The organism is Enterobacter hormaechei subsp. hoffmannii, from assembly GCF_001729745.1.
Classification (GTDB): domain Bacteria; phylum Pseudomonadota; class Gammaproteobacteria; order Enterobacterales; family Enterobacteriaceae; genus Enterobacter; species Enterobacter intestinihominis.
The window spans coordinates 2733609-2755340 of the sequence record NZ_CP017186.1; the positions used below are offsets into that span (position 1 = coordinate 2733609).

The window sequence follows — 21732 nt, forward strand, 5'->3', positions numbered from 1 at the left end:
CTTTCAAATTAAGTGAAAACTTGTTTTAAAAAACAAAGATGCGCTCACAATTTCGCGCGGTGGCCCGGCTCGTTGTAGAGTGAAAGGGCAGATCCTCCGGCTATTCCGGCCATTGCGTCCCGTCGCGTTGGTTACAATGGCGTATTTCCCGTCACGCAGAGTGAAACATGAAACGTGTAATCATAGCCGGAACGATCCTGTTGCTCGCCGGGTGCAGCATCAACCGTCAGGCAGAAGTCAGTAGTACGGATGCCCCAAACGGAATTGTGCGCCTCGACTATGGCCAGGCCATGCTGCAAAACGCCTGGTCTGATGACTATGTTAATAACGGTACGGCAACAAAGGCCTGCCAACGCATGGGCTACGCCTCCGCGTCAGCCTACGGGCAGCCGATTAAAACCTGCACCCTGATCAGCGGTTCACTCTGTCTGAACGAAAGTGTGACCATTCAGTATAAATGTCAGGGATATGCCGTTACCTCTTCCAGCCAGAATCCGTGGTATTAACCGCGACTGCCAGTCACGCTGGCAGTTTATTTAATAAGAACAAAAACAATTCTCATTAATAAATACAAATGGCGGCAATGCGTTTTATTCCCATTCGTATTTTTAATAAATAAATATTTATTTTACTTTTTGCAAATAATTAAATAACAAATTATAGTGTCGCTCATCGTGAACCAGAATTAATAAACCGGAGCTGCACCATGTTAAAAACTGAAATGATCGACAAGCTCAATGCGCAAATGAATCTTGAGCTATTTTCTTCCCTGCTTTATCAGCAGATGAGCGCCTGGTGCAGCTATCACAGCTTTGAAGGGGCTGCCGCCTTCCTGCGTCGTCATGCCCAGGAAGAGATGACGCACATGCAGCGTCTGTTTGATTACCTGACGGACACCGGCAGCCTGCCGCGCATTGATAACGTGGTATCGCCTTTCGCCGAGTACGGCTCTCTTGATGAACTGTTCCGTGCCACCTATGAGCACGAACAGCTGATCACCCAGAAAATAAATGAACTGGCTCATGCCGCCATGACCAGTCAGGATTATCCAACCTTTAATTTCCTTCAGTGGTATGTGGCTGAACAGCACGAAGAAGAGAAGCTGTTTAAATCCGTGCTGGATAAATTATCTCTGGCAGGTAAATCCGGGGAAGGTCTGTACTTCATTGATAAAGAGCTGTCGACGCTCGACACGCAGAATTAATAGAAAAGCGGTGCTGAGTTTTCAGCACCGCTTTATTCAATGACGGCAAATTTTACTTTCGTGCGTGGAAAATCCGTCTGCTGCCGGAATGAATTTTCCGCGCGCCGCCAGAAACGCCACCAGCTCCGCGGCTGTCATTTCCGAAGCTGAACAAGTATGGAAACGCGCCGCTTCGCCAAAGCGGGCATGTATCGCCTCAACCAGACTCTCCTTCGTATAACGCTCACCTGACTCAATCATCATATTCAGCACGTCGTGTCCGTGAATTGACATCATTACCTCTCGCAAATAAAAAGCAGACTAAATGCTCCCTCCACGACACGCTTTGCGCTGGCGCAGGTTCCCCCTTTCTTTTTGTAAATTAATCATTACACCCTATGTAACGGTGATTTGACGAGATGGTGCTTTTCCCTTACTCTGCGCCGCAGAATGAGTCGCGGTATGGAAGCGTTGTAGAGGAAAGCGTGAAGAACAGAACTCTGGGAAGTATTTTTATCGTCGCCGGAACGACAATTGGCGCAGGAATGTTGGCCATGCCGTTGGCTGCCGCCGGCGTCGGGTTTGGGGTTACCGTAGTGCTGCTGGGCGGTCTTTGGGCCCTGATGTGTTACACCGCGCTATTATTGCTGGAGGTTTATCAACATGTCCCTGCCGATACCGGCTTAGGCTCCCTGGCTGCACGCTATCTTGGACGCTACGGGCAGTGGATCACCGGTTTCAGCATGATGTTCCTGATGTACGCGCTGACCGCCGCCTACATCAGCGGCGCCGGGGAGCTAATTGCGTCAAGTATCAATGACGGCTTCGGTGCGTCGCTTTCACCGGAAACAGGCGCCATTGTCTTTACGCTGATCGGTGGCGGTGTGGTTTGTGCGGGCACGTCGCTGGTCGATCTGTTTAACCGTTTTTTGTTCAGCGCCAAAATTCTCTTCCTTGTTGTGATGCTGGTGCTGCTGGCACCGCATGTGCACAAGGTTAACCTGCTCTCCCTCCCGCTGGAGAAAGGTCTGGCGCTTTCGGCCATCCCGGTGATTTTCACCTCTTTCGGTTTTCATGGCAGCGTGCCGAGCATCGTGAGCTATATGAACGGGGATATTCGCAAGCTGCGCCGCGTCTTTGTGATCGGCAGCGCCATTCCGTTGATTGCTTACCTGTTCTGGCAGCTGGTGACGCTGGGCAGTATTGATTCCACCACCTTTATCGGCCTGATGGCAGAGCATTCTGGTCTGAATGGATTCCTGGTTGCCCTGCGTAACGTGGTGGCCTCTTCACACGTGGAGCTGGCGGTACATCTGTTTGCAGACCTGGCGCTGGCAACCTCCTTCCTTGGCGTGGCGCTTGGCCTGTTTGACTATATGGCGGATCTGTTCCAGCGTCGCAATACCGTTGCCGGACGCTTACAGACGGGGGCGATGACCTTCCTGCCGCCGCTGGCCTTTGCGCTCTTTTATCCGCGCGGGTTTGTGATGGCGCTAGGGTATGCTGGCGTGGCGTTATCGGTACTGGCCCTGCTGCTGCCTTCCCTGCTGGCGTGGAAGAGCCGCCAGCAACAGCCGCAGCAAGGATACCGCGTGGCGGGTGGTAAGCCGCTGCTGTGCGTGGTGTTTGGTTGTGGGGTGGTGATTATTCTGGTGCAGGTGCTGATTGCAGCGGGAATGCTGCCGGAAGTGGGATAACTTATTTATACAGGTCCTGAGGTACTGTTCCGTTCACCTTAAGATCAACAGAATATGATTTTTTCACAGCATGTGAACGGGATAAGGGGGCCGCCGCGGCCCCCTTATCAATCCCCGCGGCCCCGCGGAAAATCGGTGCTTCGCACTGCGCTCACCTCCCGACCATCTGCCTGCGGTCGGCTCAACTCTACATCCTGTCTCGATTCGCCTCTGGCCGCCATCCATGGCGTCCAGCCCTTGTCATCTGGTCTCCGGTTCGCCGATTTTAGCGGGGACTCAACACCCGTGCCCCATTCAGGCCACAGTAATTAATGATTTAATGCAGGCAGCAACTCTTAAACTTCTTCCCGCTCCCGCACGGACACGGATCGTTACGTCCCACCTTCGACCCGTTCACGATCGGCTTTTTCGCTTCCGGCTGCTGCGGATTAGCCACCCAGTAGTTGTACAAACGCAGCGCCGCAGGCTGAATGCTCTCGATGCTGGCCATATACTCCTCTTCGGTCAGCGCATCCAGCTTCTCGCTGTTCTCTTCCGTTCCGTGCAGGGCAATCACCGCCAGATCCGCTTCCAGCGCTTCCGGCAAGGATGTCCAGTCCGTCAGCGCCACGCCGCGCATGTAGCCATAGCACCACTCTTCCACTACGGTATAGCTCTGACCGTCAACGTCGTTATAGCCAAACAGCGGTTCAAACTGATCCGGGTATTCGCTCAGGCGCTCGGCAATATCGTTCATGTGCTTAAAGCAGAGATCGATAAAACGGTTCATCTCACGATCGTTTTTCCAGCGTGGAATATACTTCTCACCACCCCATACCGCCACCAGCCAGGTGTCGGGCTCCACCACAACGGGACCGGAAAGTACTGCGGTAAGCATGCCGTCCAGTTCGGACACGTCAATCACGGATGCATCGTCGTGTCCGTAAGAGATTAATGTCTCTTCCAGCCACGCCATCTCGCTTTCATTTAATGGGCCTTCAGCCATTGCTGATACTCCTGATAAAAAAAACGATCCTGACATATATCGCCGCGCATGCCTATCTGAAGTTTAGGTCTTTATTGCTGCAAAAACGTGCAAATCGTGACCGTTGCACAACTTATGGGCTTTGTTGTTAAGGAGATGTGATCTCCGCTGTAAATTCATCTCATCCCGCAAAGGCGCATAAAACGGCGCTCTATACTCAACGTGTTGTGACCCGGTCAAGGGATTAACCATTCTGGCAACCTTTTTGCTTAATGTTCTGCGCGCTTCGCGGTGCGTGGGATCCTCGCCGTATTAAGCACGAGATTGCTTCTAAAGTGCATTTTGTTCTCGCTCTTGTTTTTGGATTTACGATGCCATCAGGCGTTCGGGTTTATACCTGGTGCAAAAACCTCTTTGCTAAGGAACATAATAATGTCGCTGAAATTTACCAAAACTCCCCTCTCCCTGTTGCTGGCCGGTTGTCTGGTGACGGCCTTTTCTGCACAGGCCGATATCGTGATCGGCGTGGCCGGGCCGTTCACAGGCCCGAACGCAACCTATGGCGATCAATACTGGCATGGCGCTACGCAGGCGGCGGAAGACATTAACGCCGCTGGCGGGATCAACGGTGAGAAAATCAAACTGGTTCAGGGCGATGACGCCTGCGAACCCAAACAGGCCGTTGCCGTCGCCAACCGCTTAGTCGATCAGGATAAAGTGAAAGCGGTCGTCGGCCACTTCTGCTCCTCGTCGACCATGCCCGCCTCCGAGGTCTATAGCGATGCCGGGATCCTCTCCATCACCCCCGGCTCAACGAACCCGCTTATTACCGAGCGGGGCATGAGCGATATGTTCCGCATGTGCGGACGTGACGACCAGCAGGGCCAGGTCGCCAGCGATTTTATTCTTGATAAGCTTAAAGCCAAACGGGTCGTCATCATCCATGATAAAGATACCTACGGTCAGGGGCTGGCGGACGCCACTAAAGCGGCGCTGGCGAAACGCGGCGTTAAGGAAGTGATGTACGAAGGGTTGTCCCGCGGGGAGAAAGACTTTAACGCGCTGGTGACCAAAATTGGCGCACAAAAACCAGACGTGGTGTTCTTCGGGGGCTGTCACCCGGAAGCGGGCCCGCTGGTTCGCCAGATGCGTGAACAGGGCGTGCAGGCGAAGTTCTTCTCGGGAGACTGTATCGTCAATGAAGAGATGGTCACCGCCGCCGGTGGGGCGCAGTACACCAACGGTATTTACATGACCTTCGGTAAAGACCCGCGCCTGATCCCGGACGGAAAAGCCGTCATCGAGAAATTCCGCGCCGGTAAATTCGAACCAGAAGGATACACCCTCTACGCCTATGCGTCTGTGCAGGCTATCGCAGCGGCATTCAAGGCCACGAAAGGGACGGACTCCGCAAAAGCCAGCGAGTGGCTGAAGGCCAACCCTGTCGACACGGTGATGGGTAAAAAAGCCTGGGACAGCAAAGGTGACCTCAAAGTGTCTGACTACGTGGTCTACCAGTGGGACGACAAAGGCAAATATAAAGAAGTGCCATAACGGGACGGAATCTGCTCAACGCCGGCAGGTCTGACTGTCGGCGTAACCCTTTATTCAGGTGCGCGACCATGAGTACATTCTTCCTGCAACAATTAATTAATGGCTTAACGCTGGGTTCGGTCTATGGTCTTATCGCCATCGGCTACACCATGGTGTACGGCATCATCGGTATGATCAATTTCGCCCACGGCGAAGTGTATATGATCTCCGCCTATCTCTCGGCCATTGGCCTGGCCCTGCTGGCGTTTTTTGGACTCCACTCCTTTCCGCTGCTGATCCTGGGAACCCTGGTTTTCACCATCGTGGTCACCGGCGTTTATGGCTGGACGATTGAGCGCATCGCCTATAAGCCGCTACGCAATTCGACGCGTCTGGCGCCGCTGATTTCGGCCATCGGGATGTCGTTGATACTGCAAAACTACGTCCAGCTTAGCCAGGGCCCACGGCAGCAGGGCGTACCGACCATGCTGGATGGCGTGCTGCGTTTTCACCTCGGCGAAGGGTTTGTCCAGATAACCTATACCAAAGTCTTTATTCTCATCGCCTCGTTCGCGGGCATGCTGGTGCTGACCTGGATAATCAACCGTACCCGCTTAGGGCGCATGTGCCGTGCGGTGCAGCAGGATCGTAAGATGGCCTCCATTTTGGGTATCAACACCGACAGAATTATTTCGCTGGTGTTTGTTATCGGCGCAGCCATGGCCGGGCTGGCGGGCGTGCTGATCACCATGAATTACGGCACCTTTGATTTTTACGTCGGGTTCGTTATCGGCATCAAGGCCTTTACGGCGGCGGTGCTGGGCGGCATCGGCTCTCTGCCCGGTGCGATGCTTGGCGGGCTGATTCTGGGCGTCGCAGAAGCGCAATTCTCCGGGATGGTGAACTCGGATTATAAAGACGTGTTCTCGTTTGGATTGCTGGTATTAATCCTGATCTTCCGTCCTCAGGGGCTGCTGGGCCGCCCTGTCGTGGCTAAAGTGTAAGGAACAACGCGATGACCTCTGACGGCTTTTCCCTGAAGCGCTGCATTCTGGACGCGATTTTTTCCGGAATGATCGCCCTGATTATTTTCGGCCCGATTGCGGGCGTGATACTGGATGGTTACAGCTTTAACTTTGACGGCCAGCGGCTGGCGTGGATTGTAGGCACGGTGATGCTGGGACGCTTTTTGCTGAGCGCCTTTTCAGCTACGGCGGCCGGAAGACGTTTACAGGCGCGGTTTGAATCCGACAATGCGGGGGTGTATGTCCGGCCACCGGCGTATAAAAGCCGCATGCGCTGGATCATTCCGCTGATTGTCACGCTGGCGATCTGCTTCCCGTTTGTGGCCACAAAATACGTTCTGACGGTCGCTATACTCGGACTGATCTACGTCCTGCTCGGTCTTGGGCTGAACATTGTCGTTGGCCTGGCAGGGCTGCTGGATCTGGGTTATGTCGCCTTCTATGCCATCGGCGCTTACGGACTAGCGCTCGGGTATCAGTATCTGGGGCTTGGGTTCTGGAGCATGCTGCCGCTGGCGGCGCTAATGGCTGCGGGCGCGGGCGCCCTGCTCGGCTTTCCGGTGTTGCGCATGCACGGGGATTATCTCGCCATCGTCACGCTCGGGTTTGGCGAGATCATCCGCCTGGTGCTGAACAACTGGCTCACCTTCACCGGCGGGCCTAACGGCGTTTCAGCCCCTGCTCCGACCTTTTTTGGCCTGGAGTTTGGCCGACGCGCCAAAGAAGGTGGCATCCCCTTCCACGAGTTCTTCGGCCTGACCTATAACCCCAACATGAAGTTTATTTTCATCTATGCAGTACTGTTCCTGGTAGTCATGCTGGTGCTGTACATTAAACACCGGCTGACCCGAATGCCCATTGGACGCGCGTGGGAAGCGCTCCGTGAGGATGAGATTGCCTGCCGTTCCATGGGGCTGAATCACGTTCTGGTCAAACTCTCGGCCTTCACCCTGGGCGCATCGACGGCAGGTATCGCCGGGGTGTTTTTTGCCACCTGGCAGGGGTTTGTTAACCCCACCTCTTTCACCTTTTTTGAATCGGCCCTCATCCTCGCGATTGTGGTCCTGGGCGGGATGGGCTCCACCGTCGGCGTCGTACTGGCCGCCTTTGTGCTGACCGTCACGCCGGAACTGCTGCGCAGCTTTGCGGAATACCGCGTGCTACTGTTTGGCATGCTGATGGTGGTGATGATGATCTGGCGTCCTCGCGGTCTGATCCGCATCAACCGCAGCGGATTTGCCGTGCGTAAAGGAGTGGCGCCATGAACGCAACGATTTTGCGTGTAGAACATCTGATGATGCACTTCGGCGGGATCAAGGCCTTAAACGACGTCAATCTTGAGGTGCAGCGCGGCTCTATTACTGCACTCATTGGGCCTAACGGCGCGGGAAAAACAACCGTCTTTAACTGCCTGACCGGTTTCTACCGGGCCTCCGGCGGCAACATTCTGTTCAATGCACGAAATAAAACTACCAATGTCATTCAGGTGCTCGGCCAGAAACTCCAGCCGGGCGACTGGCTCAGCCCGGCGCAGCTTGGTCAACGCCTGTTCTATAAGATGTTTGGCGGCACGCATCTGGTGAACCGCGCGGGTCTTGCGCGCACGTTTCAGAACATCCGCCTGTTCCGCGAGATGTCCGTTGTGGAAAACCTGCTGGTGGCACAGCACATGCGCGTCAATCGCAATCTGCTGGCGGGGGTGCTGAACACCCCTGCGTATCGTCGGGCAGAGAACGAGGCGCTGGACCGGGCGTTTTACTGGCTGGAGGTGGTGGATCTGGTAGATTGCGCGAACCGTCTGGCCGGGGAAATGTCCTATGGCCAGCAACGACGCCTCGAAATCGCCCGCGCCATGTGCACCGGCCCGGAGATGATTTGTCTCGATGAACCTGCTGCCGGTCTGAACCCGGTGGAGACGCACAAGCTGAGCGAGATCATCCGGTTCCTGCGCGACCACCACGACATCACGGTTTTGCTGATCGAGCATGATATGGGGATGGTGATGGGCATTTCAGATGACATCATTGTGCTCGATCACGGCGATGTGATTGCCAGAGGTAAACCGGCTGAGATCCAGCACAATGAAAAAGTGATTGCCGCGTATCTGGGCACTGACGAAAGCGAGGTAAATCTGTGAGCGCACCGATGCTTCAATTTCATAATGTGGACGTTTTTTACGGGGTGATCCAGGCGTTGAAGCAGGTTTCACTTGAGGTAAACAAAGGGGAAACCGTGGCCCTGATTGGCGCTAATGGCGCGGGGAAGTCAACATTACTGATGTCTGTCTTTGGTCAGCCCCGGATCCGCAACGGGCAGATCCTCTTCTGCAGCGAGGATATCAGCCACAAATCCACCCACTATGTTGCCACCGGCGGCATCGCGCAGGCACCTGAGGGACGACGCATTTTCCCGGATATGTCTGTAGAAGAGAACCTGCTGATGGGGACAATCCCCGTCGGCAATCAGCATGCAGCTGAAGATATGCAAAGCATGTTCGACCTCTTCCCTCGCCTCAAGGAGCGGCGTAACCAGCGGGCGATGACGCTCTCCGGCGGTGAACAGCAGATGCTGGCTATTGCCCGGGCGCTGATGAGCCGTCCTAAACTTCTGCTGCTGGATGAACCCAGCCTCGGCCTCGCACCAATCGTGGTTAAACAGATCTTCCAGACGCTGCGCGAACTGGCCCGTAACGGAATGACGATTTTTCTGGTCGAGCAGAATGCCCACCACGCGCTGAAATTGTCCGACCGCGGCTATGTGATGGTTAACGGCCAGATTCGGTTAAGCGGCAGCGGCGAGGCGTTGCTGAAGGATCCGGAGGTGAGAAAGGCGTACCTGGGCGGCGTGTGAAGCCTGGAGGCTATAGTGAGAAAAACTCACAGTGATTGCCATTATTAATCGTTTTTCTGATGCGACCGCATTCAAATATCATCTTTACGACCCGCCTTTGCGCGGGTCGATAAAACGTTCAGCCGCAAACTGAATAATAATGATAAGAGGATCCGGGGCAAATATGACACTTGATGCGTTATATCAGTTAATGAAAACTGTATTACCACCTGACACCGATTCAGCCGATGATTTACAGGATTTTATGGCCATGCTTATGGCGACGAAACATCACTCAGAGGCTCTGTCACCGTTTTCGCAGCGCGTATACATGCTGTCCGTTGCCCATCGCGACCCTAAGCAAGCGGCTGCGCTGATTTCAGCCTGTCATCCTGAAGCAGGAAAGCCCCTTCCGCTGCTCGACTTCTCCGGCTGGCCGCACGTGCGCTACGCCACGTCGGGTGAATTACAGACGCCCGAGACTGAAGAATATTTTCACAGGATTTCGTCTGCCGCCACGATATTACGCGGTGCAATTATTGACGCTGAGCAGCAGAAAAACACGCCAGCATTTTATATTCTGGATAAGGTACTCAGCCTGAACAGCGCTTTGCCAGAACGCTATAAAAAGATGGCAAACATCTCTTACTCATAACGGTATTAATAAACCCGGCTTTCATCGTATTCCAGGTAATCGATATCCAGAGCCGGAACGACCGGGGTATGGTTTTGCAGCCAGCCCAGAAGGTGCTGGATGCTCTCTCTTTTGAGCGAATTTTTTGGCCAGACGAGGTAGTAACCATCTCCCGTCGCGATAGCTTCCCTGAACGGCAGGCCCAGCAGGCCGCTTTTCAGGGCATCAAGCGTGAGATGCAGGTCGGCGATAGCGATGCCGTGCCCGTTCATCGCGGCGATACTTCCCTGTTCAAGGGTATCAAACACCATGCCGCTGCTCATATCGAGCCCCGGAAACAATCCTGTTCTTCGCAGCCAGCGCCGCCAGTCACGTCTGTCCGGTGAAGGATGGATCAAATCGCATTGCGAAAGCTGCTGCCGGGCCGGTTCGATAAGCGATGGGGTGCAAACCGGGATAAGCCATTCATGAAAAAGCAGCTGGCTTTCCGTTGTCTCACCAAAACGGCCATTACCGAGAAGGATGGCGCAGTCGTATGGCTCAAGACTGAAATCAACGGTGTCAATGTCCATCCAGACGCTGGCAATCTCCACCTGCGGTTTTGGATGGTTGTTGCGAAAAGATCGCAGCACGTCGAGAAGCCATCTCATGGTCAGGGTGCTGGGTGTTTTTAACCGCAGCAGATGGTTTTCACTGCGGAATGCCCGGCAGGCCCATTCAATGCTCGTGAAGCTTTCGTTCAGCTGTCCGGCAAGCACTCGCCCGGCTTCAGTGACCTCCACGCGAGGACCTTGCCTTTTGAAAAGCTCGCAGTCGAACCACAGTTCAAGGGTACGGACATGTCTGCTGACCGCGCCCGGCGTAATATTGAGCGTTTCAGCGGCTTTACTGAAGGAGTTCAACCGCGCAGCAACTTCAAACGCACGCAGTGCATACAATGGCGGTAAAGACATAGCGTCCCTTAAATGAAAAATTCATTATGCTAAAACTTGTTACGGGGCAATGCCAGCAAGTAAATTATGGAGAAAAACAATGAGCCCCAATATACCGAGTCATAGCAATAGGGGTCAAAATCTATATGCAAAAAGCTGCTGACAAACTCGTAGCCATTGGCAAAGATGTTTATCTGAACGGCTGCAATAGTGATTACAAACACCCTATACGCGATAAATAGCGGGTATTTATGCAGCCTGTTAACTTTTAGTTTGCCGAGATAAAGCAAGAGAAAAATTGCAATAGATACAATGAAATAGGCCACGGCAGGCCAAACAGGTGGATGAAGCGAAAATTCTAACTCTTGAGACATAATCAATTCTCTTTTGCTATCTGGTACATCTGCCACCCCGTAATGCTCCCACTGGTCAAATCCAGCGCCATTGCGGTTTTAAAAGCCTCTTGCCAACCTCTGATATAATCGTGGAATAAACTCCAGGACCTCTCTCTGGGACCCAAAACTTTTCTGCCCGCACCATATGCCGATAAAGAGAGATCAACGACGCCATAGACTAAGTCAGCCTGGTTATTACCATAACCTAACTTCGTAGCAGCAAATCTAAAGGGATATCGGATCTGGAAGGCACGCTTAACGAAAAACAGGGAATCGCTGGTCATAAAAACGCGTCACAGACAGCACGTTATGATAGAAAAATTCCTATAGTTCCGGTAGTCGGAGGGCAGTAATGCCCTCTTTTTATGGTGAAGCCGAATGGCGAAAGAATGGCGAATGGCGAATGGCGAAAATTAGGCAATAAAAAACCACCTTTCGGTGGTTTACACGACACTGCTTATCATTGATTTTATTCTAGTTTTCCCATGGTAGCCGGAGTGGGACTTGAACCCACACAGCGCGAACGCCGAGGGATTTTAAATCCCTTGTGTCTACCGATTCCACCATCCGGCCAGGGAAGAAAGTGGAGGCGCGTTCCGGAGTCGAACCGGACTAGACGGATTTGCAATCCGCTACATAACCGCTTTGCTAACGCGCCTTAAATCTTTTGTCTTTCGACCTGCACCCGCAAACTGCCGATGCATTAATCTGGAGCGGGAAACGAGACTCGAACTCGCGACCCCGACCTTGGCAAGGTCGTGCTCTACCAACTGAGCTATTCCCGCATGTTATCAAGTAACTATTTAACGACTTGCTAAGCACTTGATTTCATTATCGTCCGGCTTACTGTGCCGCCGTTCGATGCGTTGCATTCTACTGATATGACGTTATGAGTCAACGTTATTTTTTGCATCTCAGGATCGTTTGCTGAAAATTAAGCCGAAACGATCACTGTTCAAGCAAATCACCGCGCGCAGCGTTCAAATATTGCAACATTGACCACAATGTCAGCACCGCCGCAACCCACAGCAGACCAATGCCGGCCCACTCTACCCAGGCATTCGGACGCCACAGCATCCACACCAGCGCCGCCATCTGCGCAGTGGTTTTAACTTTACCGATCCAGGACACCGCCACGCTGCTGCGTTTACCCAGCTCCGCCATCCATTCGCGCAGGGCAGAGATAATAATCTCACGGCCAATCATGGTCGCGGCAGGCAGCGTCACCCACCAGGTATGATAATGTTCCGCCACCAGCACCATCGCGATTGCCACCATCACCTTATCCGCAACCGGATCGAGGAACGCGCCAAAGCGGGTACTCTGGTTCCAGCGACGCGCCAGATAACCGTCAAACCAGTCCGTCACGGCGGCAATCAGGAAAATAAGCGCACAGGCAAAAGGCGCCCAGAGGACCGGCAGGTAAAATGCCAGGACGAAGAACGGAATGAGCACAACGCGAAAGAGAGTAAGCAACGTAGGGATATTAAATCGCATGATGACGGTAACTGTCTGTTGTCAGTAAAATTTAGCTCTATGTTGCTACAGAGCCCTCAATGTTTCAACGAGTAGTAGATCTTTTCTGCCAGCCCTTGCGAAATACCCGGCACTTTTGCAATTTCTTCCATACTGGCGTTGAGTAATCCTTGCAATCCGCCCATATACTTCAACAGCATCTGGCGACGTTTTGGCCCGACGCCTTCAATCGTCTCAAGGGTACTGGTATTTTTCACTTTCGCCCGTTTTTTGCGGTGTCCGCTAATGGCATGATCGTGCGACTCATCTCGGATGTGCTGGATCACGTGCAGTGCAGGGGAATCTGGCGGCAGGCTAAAGCCCTCGCCTTCCGGCTCAAAGAACAGCGTTTCCAGGCCAGCCTTACGATCTGCCCCTTTAGCTACCCCTAGCAGCAACGGATGGTTCTTATCCCACTCCACGTCGAGCGATTCGAATACCGCCTTCGCCTGCCCCAACTGCCCTTTCCCGCCGTCGATAAGGATAACGTCCGGGATTTTGCTCTCTTCAATCGCTTTACCATAGCGACGACGCAGCACCTGATTCATGGCGGCATAATCGTCACCGGGCGTAATGCCGGTGATGTTATAGCGACGATACTCTGCCCGCAGTGGGCCATTGGCATCAAAGACCACACACGACGCCACGGTCTGCTCACCCATCGTATGGCTGATGTCGAAGCATTCCATGCGTTTCACTTCCGGCAGCTTGAGCAGCGTAGCAAGGGCGGTTAAACGTTGGCTGACGGTCGATTGCTGGGAAAGTTTGGTGGTCAGCGCCGTGGCGGCATTGGTTCGCGCCAGCTTCAGATAACGCGCACGATCGCCGCGCGGTTTCGTCTGGACATTCACCCGGCGACCTGCCAGCTCTGAAAGTGAGTCCGCCAGCAGGGTTTTATCGTCCAGCGTGAAGTCGAGCAGGATCTCCGAGGGCAGCGTACGCATCTGGCTGCCCTGCAAATAAAACTGGCCGACAAAGGTCTCCACCACTTCACCCATCTCAGTCCCGCCCGGCACTTTCGGGAAGTAACTGCGGCTGCCGAGCACTTTGCCCTGACGAATAAACAGCACGTGAACGCAGGCCAGGCCGGCGTCAAAGGCAACGCCGATGACATCGAGGTCGTCGCCCGTATTGGAAACAAACTGCTTCTCGGTCACCCTGCGCACCGCCTGGATCTGGTCGCGGATGCGTGCGGCCTCCTCAAATTCCAGCGCCGCGCTGGCTTTTTCCATGCGGGTAATCAGTTGCGTCAGCACCTGATCGTCTTTCCCGGCTAAAAACAGGCGGACATATTCCACCTGCTGCGCGTACTCTTCTTCGCTCACCAGCCCTTCAACGCATGGTCCCAGGCAGCGGCCAATCTGATATTGCAGGCATGGCCGGGAGCGGTTGCGATAAACGCTGTTTTCGCACTGGCGAACAGGGAAGATTTTTTGCAAAAGCGCCAGCGTTTCCCGCACGGCATAACCATTCGGGAAGGGGCCGAAATATTCTCCTTTCGCATGCTTAGCGCCACGATGCATCGCCAGCCGCGGGTGCGTGTCGCCGCTCAGGAAGATAAACGGATAGGACTTGTCATCACGCAGCAGAACGTTGTAGCGCGGCTGATACAACTTAATGTAGTTGTGCTCAAGGAGCAGCGCTTCCGTTTCCGTGTGCGTTACGGTGACATCAATGTTGTGTATAAGTGCGACCAGCGCTTCGGTTTTACGGGAGGCAAGGTTGCTGCGGAAATAACTTGAAAGGCGTTTCTTCAGATCTTTCGCCTTACCGACATAGATAACCGTACCGCCAGCATCATACATCCGGTAGACGCCTGGCTGGCTGGTGACGGTTTTCAGAAATGCTTTTGAATCGAACGCTTCACTCACTGACTTATTAACGACTCCGCATTGCACAAACCATGGCGAATGGCCAGGTGAGTCAGTTCGACATCACCGTGGATGTTCAGTTTACTGAACATCCGATAGCGATAGCTGTTGACCGTTTTCGGGCTGAGATTCAACTGCTCAGAAATCTCATTCACCTTCTGACCTTTAGTGATCATCAGCATAATCTGCAATTCGCGCTCAGACAAACTGGCAAACGGAGATTCCGTTTTTTCCGGTTCAATCTGACTCAACGCCATCTGTTGAGCAATATCAGAAGCGATATAGCGCTGCCCTGCGTGAACGGTGCGGATCGCATTGACGACTTCCTGCGGTGCTGCACCTTTACTGAGATACCCCGCAGCCCCCGCCTGCATGACCCTGGCGGGCAGTGGATTTTCGGTATGGACGGTCAGCATGATGACTTTGGTATCAACGAACATGCGCGCGATTTTGCGCGTGGCTTCAAGCCCGCCAATACCGGGCATGTTCATATCCATCAGCACCACGTCTGCGGAGTTCGCGCGACACCATTTGACGGCATCTTCGCCACAGCACGCCTCGCCGGCAACTTTAATACCCTTTATATCTTCAAGAATGCGTCGTATCCCTGCGCGCACCAGTTCGTGGTCATCAACAAGAAGGACGTTGATCAAAGGAAATGTCTCCAGAATAGGGATAACGCTACTGACTGCTAATCGGGTTTATATTAACGGTTTTCCATGCAAGATTAAAACGCTAAAAAATCGGCTATACGATTCGGGTCTCGTTTTTGGAAATTAGGCTGTACAGTAAGTGGAAAGAAAACCCATGTGTACTGGGCTTTACCGCTATTTTTTTAGCACCAGCATTCAAAAAGCCACCAAAACATTTGTTAACGTAAACTAAAAAATGCTCTCATTTTTTTGTAACAACAATTAACGGATGGCGTACCGGCGATAAACATTTAATTGTCGCTAACATATTGGGCAGATTACCTTCATAATCCGCACCGGCCAATAATCAATACGCGTAAAAGTATAAAAAACAACCACTGCATTTTTTACCGCAGCTTGTGGTATACTCCGCCGCCTTAACTTTCATCGTCGCGCTCATGCGCTGTTTTATAATGAGGAAAAATAAATGAGCACACCTGAATTTGCCACTGCCGAGAATAACCAGGAACTGGCACAGGAAGTAAACTGCCTGAAGTCGCTGCTGACGCTTATGCTACAGGCGATGGGCCAGGCTGATGCTGGACGTGTGATCATTAAAATGGAAAAACAGATCGCGCAGATGGAAGATCAGGCGGAATCCGCTGTTTTTGCCAATACAGTTAAGCAAATTAAACAAGCCTACCGCCAGTAACAAAAAAGGCTGGATGCATTGCATTCAGCCTTCTCCTCGTCTGACACGCAGAACGTGATATCAGTCAAATAAGCCCAGTCGCCGCGGCATAACACGCTATCTGGATCTTATTCGGCGCGTTGAATTTCTTCTGCATATTCTTCTGATGGAAGTTGACGGTATTTTCCGAGATGGAAAGAATGATGGCGATTTCTGCCGACGTCTTCCCTTCTGCGGTCCACTTCAGAATTTCCCGTTCACGCTTGCTGAATTTCATTTCCGGCGGCATCACCGTCTCATGTTCAAAGCGCAACAGTGTAGTGAGCGCCATCTGAACCAGCATTTGTAAACGCAGCTCAATCTCTTCACTGGATATCGAGTGTGCCTGTAAGCTAGTACATGACACGGAGAGGAAGCCGAGCGCATGATTTGGCAGCATCAGACACTGGGTTATTCCCTTACGTAAACCGTGGTCCCGCGCGCCGTCCCATAATTGCTGGGCATCCGTGAATAATTCATCCGTCCAGGGCAAATGACCCTGAATGAAATTCTCCGGCTTCAGTACCGGGTCAATGGCGAAATAATTCTCGGATTGATATTGCGCCATCCATTGTTGCGGATAACTGGAATGGACGGATGTTCGCGGGCGGGTAAATGGCACAGGGTGTCGAACACAAAGCGCATAATAATCGAATTCAAGCGCCTGCGTTTGTCGCTGAAGTTCCTGATATACCTCGTCAGCACAGGTCATTTCCTGAAACCGGAGGACGCATTCCCGTCGCCAGGTGAAAAAGTCTATATCCCTCATACTTGCCGAATGAAGCCTCTGATAAAGATAATCATTATTATGGTGAATATAACCTAACACATAAAGCAGGATCATTTATATAAAATATCGACCACAGACGGATTATCTTTAATTTGGCGATGGCTTATCCACATCGGGCGGAATAAAAAATCAACAAAACTGAAGTTATGGGAGGATAATTTGCTCCAGAAGCGACATCTGGAGCAAATTGAGCGTGAAAATGCTACTGCATTAAGAATTTTTCAAGGAACTGGCGGGTTCGAGGCTGCTGAGGATTGGCAAACAGCGCCTTAGCTGGCCCCTGCTCTACTATTCGCCCCTGATCCATGAAAATTGCCCGATCGGCAACGTCGCGAGCGAAGCTCATTTCATGCGTCACAATCACCATCGTGCGTTTTTCCTGCGCCAGCTGTCGGATAGTGTTAAGCACTTCCCCGACCAGCTCAGGATCGAGTGCGGATGTGGGTTCGTCGAAAAGGATCACATCCGGGCGCATCGCCAGCGCGCGCGCAATGGCGACACGCTGCTGCTGTCCGCCAGATAACCGACGCGGATAGCTCGTCTCCTTCCCGGCCAGGCCAACCTTCGCCAGCAGCTCGCGGGCGCGGGCCGTCGCGTCTTCCTTTGGTTCACCCTTTACGATGACCGGGCCTTCAATAATATTTTCCAGCACCGTACGGTGCGGAAAGAGATTAAAGCTCTGGAATACGAAGCCAACATGCTGACGCAGGCGGCGAATCAGCCCTTTTTGCTGGCTGATGGGTTTCCCGGTATCAATGGTGATATCGCCCACGCGGATCGTCCCGCCTTCAGGCTGCTCAAGCAAATTAATGCTGCGCAACAGCGTGGTTTTCCCTGACCCACTCGGGCCGATAATTGCCACCACTTCGCCCTGCTCAACCTCAAGGTCGATGCCGTGCAGCACCGTTTGCCCGTGGAATTTTTTCACCAGGTTTTTGACGTCAATTGCACTCATTTTGGATCTCGCTCCTGGCGGTTAAGCTGGTTTTCAAAATAGTTTTGCAGGGCGGACAGCACCGTCGCCATCACCCAGTAAATCAGCGAGGCCGCCAGATACATGGTAAACACTTCCAGCGTGCGCGAGGTGATCAGTTGCGCCTGACGGAAAAGCTCCGGCACCTGAATGGTCGCCGCAAGCGAGGTGTCTTTCACCAGGCTGATAAAGCTGTTGCTCAGCGGAGGTAGCGCCACGCGCGCCGCCTGGGGCAGGATCGCCCGGCGCAGCGTCTGCCACGGGGTCATCCCGATACTGGCCGCCGCTTCCCACTGTCCTTTATCGATGGACGAGATCGCCGCACGCAGCGTTTCAGAGGTGTACGCCGCCGTATTCAGCGACAGGCCAATCATCGCCGCCGGGATCGGATCCAGCTCGATACCGAACTGGGGCAGCCCGTAGTAAATCATAAACAGCTGGGCGATAAGCGGCGTTCCGCGAAACACGGAGATGTAAAACCGCGCCAGCCACCGCACCGGCCAGATGTTCGACATGCGCATCAGTGCCAGCACAAACCCGAGCACCAGCCCGAAGAACATCCCGCCGATACTGAGCTGTAAAGTAAACACCGCGCCCTTAAGCAAGAACGGCAGCGAATCAATAACCAGTTGAATACTTTCTTGCATTATTATTTTTCTACCTGATTTTTAGACATGGGGATGATAGGCAAACAGGGCAGGCGCCCCGCCAGTATGAACAAACAAAATGGGTCCTTCATCCTTAAAGCGCTTGCGGGCGATACCGTCGATAAGGCCCGCCATCGCCTTACCGGTATAGACAGGGTCAAGCAGAATACCTTCGAGGCGGGCCAGCAGCTTAACGGCCTCCATCCCTTCATCAGTGGGGGTGCCATAACCCGGCGCGAAGTAGTCATCCCACAGCAATATTTCCGCCTTCGCCTGAAGCGCAAGCTGTTCTGCCACCGCCTGTTGCAGGGTGACGACTTTCGGCTTTTGATCCGCAACGCTTCTGGAAACCGTCACGCCAATCAACTCTACGTCCGGCATCAGTTGCTCAAGCCCGACCGCTAAACCGGCATGGGTACCCGCGCTGCCGGACGCCACTACCACCGAGGACAAACTCACCGCGCCTTCGCACTGCTGGGCGATTTCCAGCGCGCTCTCAACATAGCCGAGAGCACCCAGCGCATTCGAGCCGCCAACCGGGATGACGTACGGACGAAAGCCCTGCCCTTCCAGGCGCGTCGCCAGTTCATCAAGCTGTGCAGCCGGGTCGGTCAACGCGTCAACCATTTCAACCTGCACGTTGAACAGATCCAGCATCAGGCGGTTACCGTTAGTCAGGTAATTCTCTGCCTGCGTGCCAATCGGGTTCTCCAGCAGGGCTACGCAGTGAAGGCCCAGCTTCGCCGCCACTGCCGCCGTCTGGCGAACGTGGTTAGACTGAATTGCCCCGGCGGTGATCAGCGTATCCGCGCCCTCGCGCAGGGCATCGGCGGCGAGAAATTCCAGCTTGCGCAGCTTATTCCCGCCCATCGCCATGGGCGTCACATCGTCACGCTTAATGAAAATATCGCGCCCCAGATAGTCAGAAAATCGCGGCAGATACTCCAGCGGCGTGGGTGCGCCGATAAATTCCAGACGGGGAAAGCGCGTTAAATTCTGTAGTGACATGGTTCCTCCGGTCACGCAAACAATTGTTATTTCATTATGCACGCAGACGCGCGAGAAATAAAAAAGGCGCTTTTAAAAGCGCCTTTTTTTGTCGGTCAGAGACTTATTTCGTCACGTCTGCGCCGAACCACTTCTCAGAAAGCGCCTTCAGGCTGCCGTCTTTCTGCATTTCAGCAATGGCAGCATCAATGGCTTTCAGCAGATCTTCGTTACCTTTACGCACCGCCACGCCGGACTCCTGACGGGAGAATGCATCGCCCGCGACGGCCAGGGTATTGTTGGTTTTCTTCACCAGATCCAGCGCTGCCAGGCGGTCAACCAGAATGGCGTCTATACGGCCTACGCGCAGATCCTGGTATTTCGTCGGGTCATCATCATAGGTGCGGATGTCCACGCCCTGCACGTTCTGGCGCAGCCACTCTTCGTAGTTGGTGCCCAGACCGACGCCGACTTTCTTACCTTTCAGATCCGCGGCGGATTTGATGCTGCCTTCGTTACCTTTCTTCACCAGCGCCTGGATACCGGACACGGTGTACGGCGTAGAGAAGTCATACTTCTTCTTACGCTCGTCAGAAATGGTCACCTGGTTAATCACCACGTCGATACGTTTGGAATCCAGTGACGCCAGCATACCATCCCATTTGGTCGGTTTCAGGGAGGCTTTGACGCCGAGATGCTTGGCCAGCTCTTGCGCAAACTCCACTTCAAAACCGGTCAGCTTACCGTCGTCGCCCTGGAAGCTGAACGGAGGATAGGTTCCTTCCAGCCCAACCAGCAGCGTGCCGCGCTCTTTGACTTTGTTGAGCAGATTATCTGCCGCGAACGTTTTCACGCTCATCCCCGCGACCAGCGCAACGGCCATCATCCCCATCAGCGCCTGACGACCCAGAACTGCTAATTTCATAAGTACCCCGATACAGTGGAATTTTTGAGTAGTGTAGAGAAATCGCCTGCAACGTCAAAGGCGGCTGCGCTACATCTTATTCTTTTTTAATATATATCAGAAGTTGTTCCTGCGTGGACTTTCTGCTTTATGACGCCCGGCATCTGGACTTTATATTGAGCGTACTTTCGCAGCGCGATGCGGTAATTGTTGGTACTGGTGGCGGGCAGCCAGGGCTCCAGATTTTCATCCAGGTATCCGGTCGTCAGCAGATCGCGGGAGATATTTTGCATGGTCAAATGCTGACCCAGGCGGCGCAGGCGAACCACGTATTCACGCACGGTGCCGTGACTCATCTCCGTTTGTTCAAACAGGAACTGCTTGAAGCCGATAATATCGAAGAAGTCGCTTTGCTCTTTGCAGTGGAGATCGCCACAGAAACGGCAAAGCGCTACCCACTCTTTTTGCTCTTCAAGCCAGGCGGCTTCATCCATCAGCGTGTCGAGGCGGGAAATCGCAATCTTATTCACGATTTCACCGCGACGAACCAGCGTGATGCGGTCGAGTAATTTTTTACAGTGGGCGCAATGCGTCTGGCTGTGTTTAAAGTCTTTCAGGTAGCGGCTTAAAGGCCGTCTTTTAGATTGCTGCACCGTCATGATAACTCCTGGTTGTCAATACGTTGTGCGGCATTTCCAAGGCGAATGACTCACCTATAACTTACCCAGTTTTGTGCGCAGGCGTTTAATGGCCTGGCTGTGCAGCTGGCTCACCCGTGACTCGCCCACCTCCAGCACGGCGCCAATCTCTTTGAGATTGAGCTCTTCCTGGTAATAGAGGGTTAACACCAGTTGCTCACGTTCCGGTAAAGCTTCAATCGCTTCCATCACGCGCTGGCGTAAATTCCCTTCCAGTAAGTGGTGTAACGGGTTTTCTTGCTGATGTTCATCCGTCACCAGCTCGATGCTATCGCCATGCTCTTCGCGCCACTCATCATAAGAGAAGAGTTGGCTGTTATTGGTATCGAGCAACATCTGGCGATACTCTTCAACAGGAATGCCCAGACGCTCCGCCACTTCGGTTTCCGTCGCGTTGCGCCCCAGTTCCTGTTCCAGCTGCCCCATCGCATGCGCCACTTCGCGCGCGTTGCGGCGAACGCTGCGCGGCACCCAGTCGCGGCTGCGCAGCTCGTCCAGCATCGCACCACGAATACGCTGCACTGCGTAAGTCGTAAATGCCGTTCCTTGCAGAGCGTCGTACCGGTCAACTGCATTCAATAACCCGATACCGCCCGCCTGTAGCAGATCGTCCAGTTCCACGCTCGCCGGCAAACGCACCTGGAGGCGCAATGCTTCGTGACGCACCAGCGGAACATAACGCTGCCACAGCGAGTGTTTATCCATTACACCTTCAGCGGTATAGAGTGAATTCACGATAAACAGCCCTGCGTTAGTTGAGTTATCGGCATGATTATCCGATTCTGGAGGGGTT

24 protein-coding genes, 3 tRNA genes and 2 pseudogenes are annotated in these 21732 nt (G+C 53.4%); 12 read left to right on the plus strand and 17 right to left on the minus strand.

Annotation, left to right across the window (positions count from 1 at the left end; all coding sequences use genetic code 11):
- Nucleotides 1–167 precede the first annotated feature (167 nt).
- Both yecR and ftnA read left to right on the plus strand, forming a co-directional pair.
- On the plus strand, nt 168–506 hold the full coding sequence (gene yecR, locus BFV65_RS12850; protein ID WP_069596725.1) for a YecR family lipoprotein: 339 nt from the start codon (nt 168–170) through the stop codon (nt 504–506).
- A 200-nt stretch (nt 507–706) separates the two neighbouring features.
- A complete protein-coding gene (ftnA, locus tag BFV65_RS12855; protein ID WP_022648525.1) occupies nt 707–1204 on the plus strand; it encodes a non-heme ferritin in 498 nt (165 codons plus the stop codon).
- A 36-nt stretch (nt 1205–1240) separates the two neighbouring features.
- On the opposite strand, the gene BFV65_RS12860 is transcribed toward ftnA, so the two are convergent.
- Entirely contained in the window at nt 1241–1480 is a 240-nt protein-coding gene (locus tag BFV65_RS12860) for a YecH family metal-binding protein (protein ID WP_032622412.1), read from the minus strand.
- Between the two features lie 188 nt (nt 1481–1668).
- Here BFV65_RS12860 and tyrP point away from each other — a divergent pair, with 188 nt between their 5' ends.
- Nucleotides 1669–2880, plus strand: a complete 1212-nt coding sequence (tyrP, locus tag BFV65_RS12865) for a tyrosine transporter TyrP (protein WP_069597106.1) — start codon at nt 1669–1671, stop codon at nt 2878–2880.
- Nucleotides 2881–3196: 316 nt separating this feature from the next.
- Here the strand turns inward: tyrP and BFV65_RS12870 are convergent, their stop codons facing one another.
- The gene (locus tag BFV65_RS12870) at nt 3197–3865 is read right to left on the minus strand and encodes a YecA/YgfB family protein (RefSeq protein WP_069596726.1); all 669 of its coding nucleotides are present in this window, start codon (nt 3863–3865) and stop codon (nt 3197–3199) included.
- 411 nt (nt 3866–4276) lie between these two features.
- Between BFV65_RS12870 and BFV65_RS12875 the strand changes: the two genes are divergently transcribed.
- From BFV65_RS12875 to BFV65_RS12900, 6 genes are all read left to right on the plus strand, one after another.
- Nucleotides 4277–5398 carry a branched-chain amino acid ABC transporter substrate-binding protein gene (locus BFV65_RS12875; RefSeq protein ID WP_023300472.1) on the plus strand — a complete coding sequence of 374 codons (1122 nt, stop codon included), beginning with the start codon at nt 4277–4279 and terminating at the stop codon, nt 5396–5398.
- Between the two features lie 68 nt (nt 5399–5466).
- Entirely contained in the window at nt 5467–6381 is a 915-nt protein-coding gene (locus BFV65_RS12880) for an ABC transporter permease subunit (RefSeq protein ID WP_003859667.1), read from the plus strand.
- Nucleotides 6382–6392: 11 nt separating this feature from the next.
- Nucleotides 6393–7667: a high-affinity branched-chain amino acid ABC transporter permease LivM gene (gene livM / locus BFV65_RS12885; RefSeq protein WP_045308585.1), complete on the plus strand. Its 1275-nt coding sequence runs from the start codon at nt 6393–6395 to the stop codon at nt 7665–7667.
- Nucleotides 7664–8539, plus strand: coding sequence for an ATP-binding cassette domain-containing protein (locus tag BFV65_RS12890; RefSeq protein WP_023306508.1), 876 nt, complete (start codon nt 7664–7666; stop codon nt 8537–8539). Before livM ends, BFV65_RS12890 begins: the two co-directional genes overlap by 4 nt.
- A complete protein-coding gene (locus BFV65_RS12895) occupies nt 8536–9252 on the plus strand; it encodes an ABC transporter ATP-binding protein (protein WP_069596727.1) in 717 nt (238 codons plus the stop codon). The genes BFV65_RS12890 and BFV65_RS12895 overlap by 4 nt, the downstream gene beginning before the upstream one ends.
- Nucleotides 9253–9415: 163 nt before the next feature.
- Nucleotides 9416–9886: a hypothetical protein gene (locus BFV65_RS12900; RefSeq protein WP_023306510.1), complete on the plus strand. Its 471-nt coding sequence runs from the start codon at nt 9416–9418 to the stop codon at nt 9884–9886.
- A 5-nt stretch (nt 9887–9891) separates the two neighbouring features.
- Here BFV65_RS12900 and BFV65_RS12905 read toward each other — a convergent pair whose 3' ends face one another.
- Nucleotides 9892–10818, minus strand: a complete 927-nt coding sequence (locus tag BFV65_RS12905) for a LysR substrate-binding domain-containing protein (protein ID WP_045308586.1) — start codon at nt 10816–10818, stop codon at nt 9892–9894.
- Nucleotides 10819–11173: 355 nt separating this feature from the next.
- On the minus strand, nt 11174–11476 hold the full coding sequence (locus BFV65_RS12915; protein ID WP_225303286.1) for a DUF4225 domain-containing protein: 303 nt from the start codon (nt 11474–11476) through the stop codon (nt 11174–11176).
- Here BFV65_RS12915 and BFV65_RS23480 point away from each other — a divergent pair.
- Nucleotides 11414–11545, plus strand: a pseudogene (locus BFV65_RS23480) (integrase); the annotation flags it as partial. The gene BFV65_RS12915 and the pseudogene BFV65_RS23480 sit on opposite strands and share 63 nt — an antisense overlap.
- Before the next feature lie 133 nt (nt 11546–11678).
- On the opposite strand, the gene BFV65_RS12920 reads toward BFV65_RS23480, so the two are convergent.
- The 6 genes from BFV65_RS12920 to uvrY form a co-directional block, all read right to left on the minus strand.
- Nucleotides 11679–11765 (minus strand) — tRNA-Leu (locus BFV65_RS12920).
- A gap of 11 nt (nt 11766–11776) precedes the next feature.
- A tRNA-Cys gene (locus BFV65_RS12925) sits at nt 11777–11850 on the minus strand.
- Between the two features lie 51 nt (nt 11851–11901).
- Nucleotides 11902–11977: transfer RNA gene (locus BFV65_RS12930), tRNA-Gly, on the minus strand.
- Between the two features lie 163 nt (nt 11978–12140).
- Nucleotides 12141–12689, minus strand: a complete 549-nt coding sequence (gene pgsA, locus BFV65_RS12935) for a CDP-diacylglycerol--glycerol-3-phosphate 3-phosphatidyltransferase (protein ID WP_069596729.1) — start codon at nt 12687–12689, stop codon at nt 12141–12143.
- Nucleotides 12690–12745: 56 nt separating this feature from the next.
- On the minus strand, nt 12746–14578 hold the full coding sequence (gene uvrC, locus BFV65_RS12940) for an excinuclease ABC subunit UvrC (RefSeq protein ID WP_023300478.1): 1833 nt from the start codon (nt 14576–14578) through the stop codon (nt 12746–12748).
- Nucleotides 14575–15231, minus strand: coding sequence for a UvrY/SirA/GacA family response regulator transcription factor (gene uvrY / locus BFV65_RS12945; RefSeq protein ID WP_017384478.1), 657 nt, complete (start codon nt 15229–15231; stop codon nt 14575–14577). The genes uvrC and uvrY overlap by 4 nt, the downstream gene beginning before the upstream one ends.
- A gap of 374 nt (nt 15232–15605) precedes the next feature.
- On the opposite strand from uvrY, the pseudogene BFV65_RS23580 reads away from it, so the two are divergent.
- A pseudogene (locus BFV65_RS23580) lies at nt 15606–15701 on the plus strand (hypothetical protein); the annotation flags it as partial.
- Complete coding sequence (locus BFV65_RS12950; protein WP_003859644.1) at nt 15698–15922, plus strand: DUF2594 family protein; 225 nt, start codon at nt 15698–15700, stop codon at nt 15920–15922. The pseudogene BFV65_RS23580 and the gene BFV65_RS12950, both read left to right, overlap by 4 nt.
- A gap of 64 nt (nt 15923–15986) precedes the next feature.
- Here the strand turns inward: BFV65_RS12950 and sdiA are convergent, their stop codons facing one another.
- From sdiA to BFV65_RS12985, 7 genes are all read right to left on the minus strand, one after another.
- Nucleotides 15987–16709, minus strand: coding sequence for a quorum-sensing transcriptional regulator SdiA (gene sdiA, locus BFV65_RS12955; RefSeq protein WP_032622448.1), 723 nt, complete (start codon nt 16707–16709; stop codon nt 15987–15989).
- Between the two features lie 223 nt (nt 16710–16932).
- Nucleotides 16933–17685 (minus strand): L-cystine ABC transporter ATP-binding protein TcyN, encoded by a 753-nt coding sequence (tcyN, locus tag BFV65_RS12960; RefSeq protein WP_023306513.1) that lies wholly within the window; start codon nt 17683–17685, stop codon nt 16933–16935.
- Entirely contained in the window at nt 17682–18350 is a 669-nt protein-coding gene (tcyL, locus tag BFV65_RS12965) for a cystine ABC transporter permease (protein WP_003859632.1), read from the minus strand. Before tcyL ends, tcyN begins: the two co-directional genes overlap by 4 nt.
- Before the next feature lie 21 nt (nt 18351–18371).
- On the minus strand, nt 18372–19358 hold the full coding sequence (gene dcyD / locus BFV65_RS12970; RefSeq protein WP_069596730.1) for a D-cysteine desulfhydrase: 987 nt from the start codon (nt 19356–19358) through the stop codon (nt 18372–18374).
- Nucleotides 19359–19461: 103 nt separating this feature from the next.
- On the minus strand, nt 19462–20262 hold the full coding sequence (tcyJ, locus tag BFV65_RS12975) for a cystine ABC transporter substrate-binding protein (protein ID WP_023300481.1): 801 nt from the start codon (nt 20260–20262) through the stop codon (nt 19462–19464).
- Nucleotides 20263–20348: 86 nt separating this feature from the next.
- Nucleotides 20349–20900, minus strand: coding sequence for a flagella biosynthesis regulatory protein FliZ (gene fliZ, locus BFV65_RS12980; RefSeq protein ID WP_023300482.1), 552 nt, complete (start codon nt 20898–20900; stop codon nt 20349–20351).
- 54 nt (nt 20901–20954) lie between these two features.
- Entirely contained in the window at nt 20955–21674 is a 720-nt protein-coding gene (locus tag BFV65_RS12985; protein WP_003859623.1) for an RNA polymerase sigma factor FliA, read from the minus strand.
- Between the last annotated feature and the right edge of the window lie 58 nt (nt 21675–21732).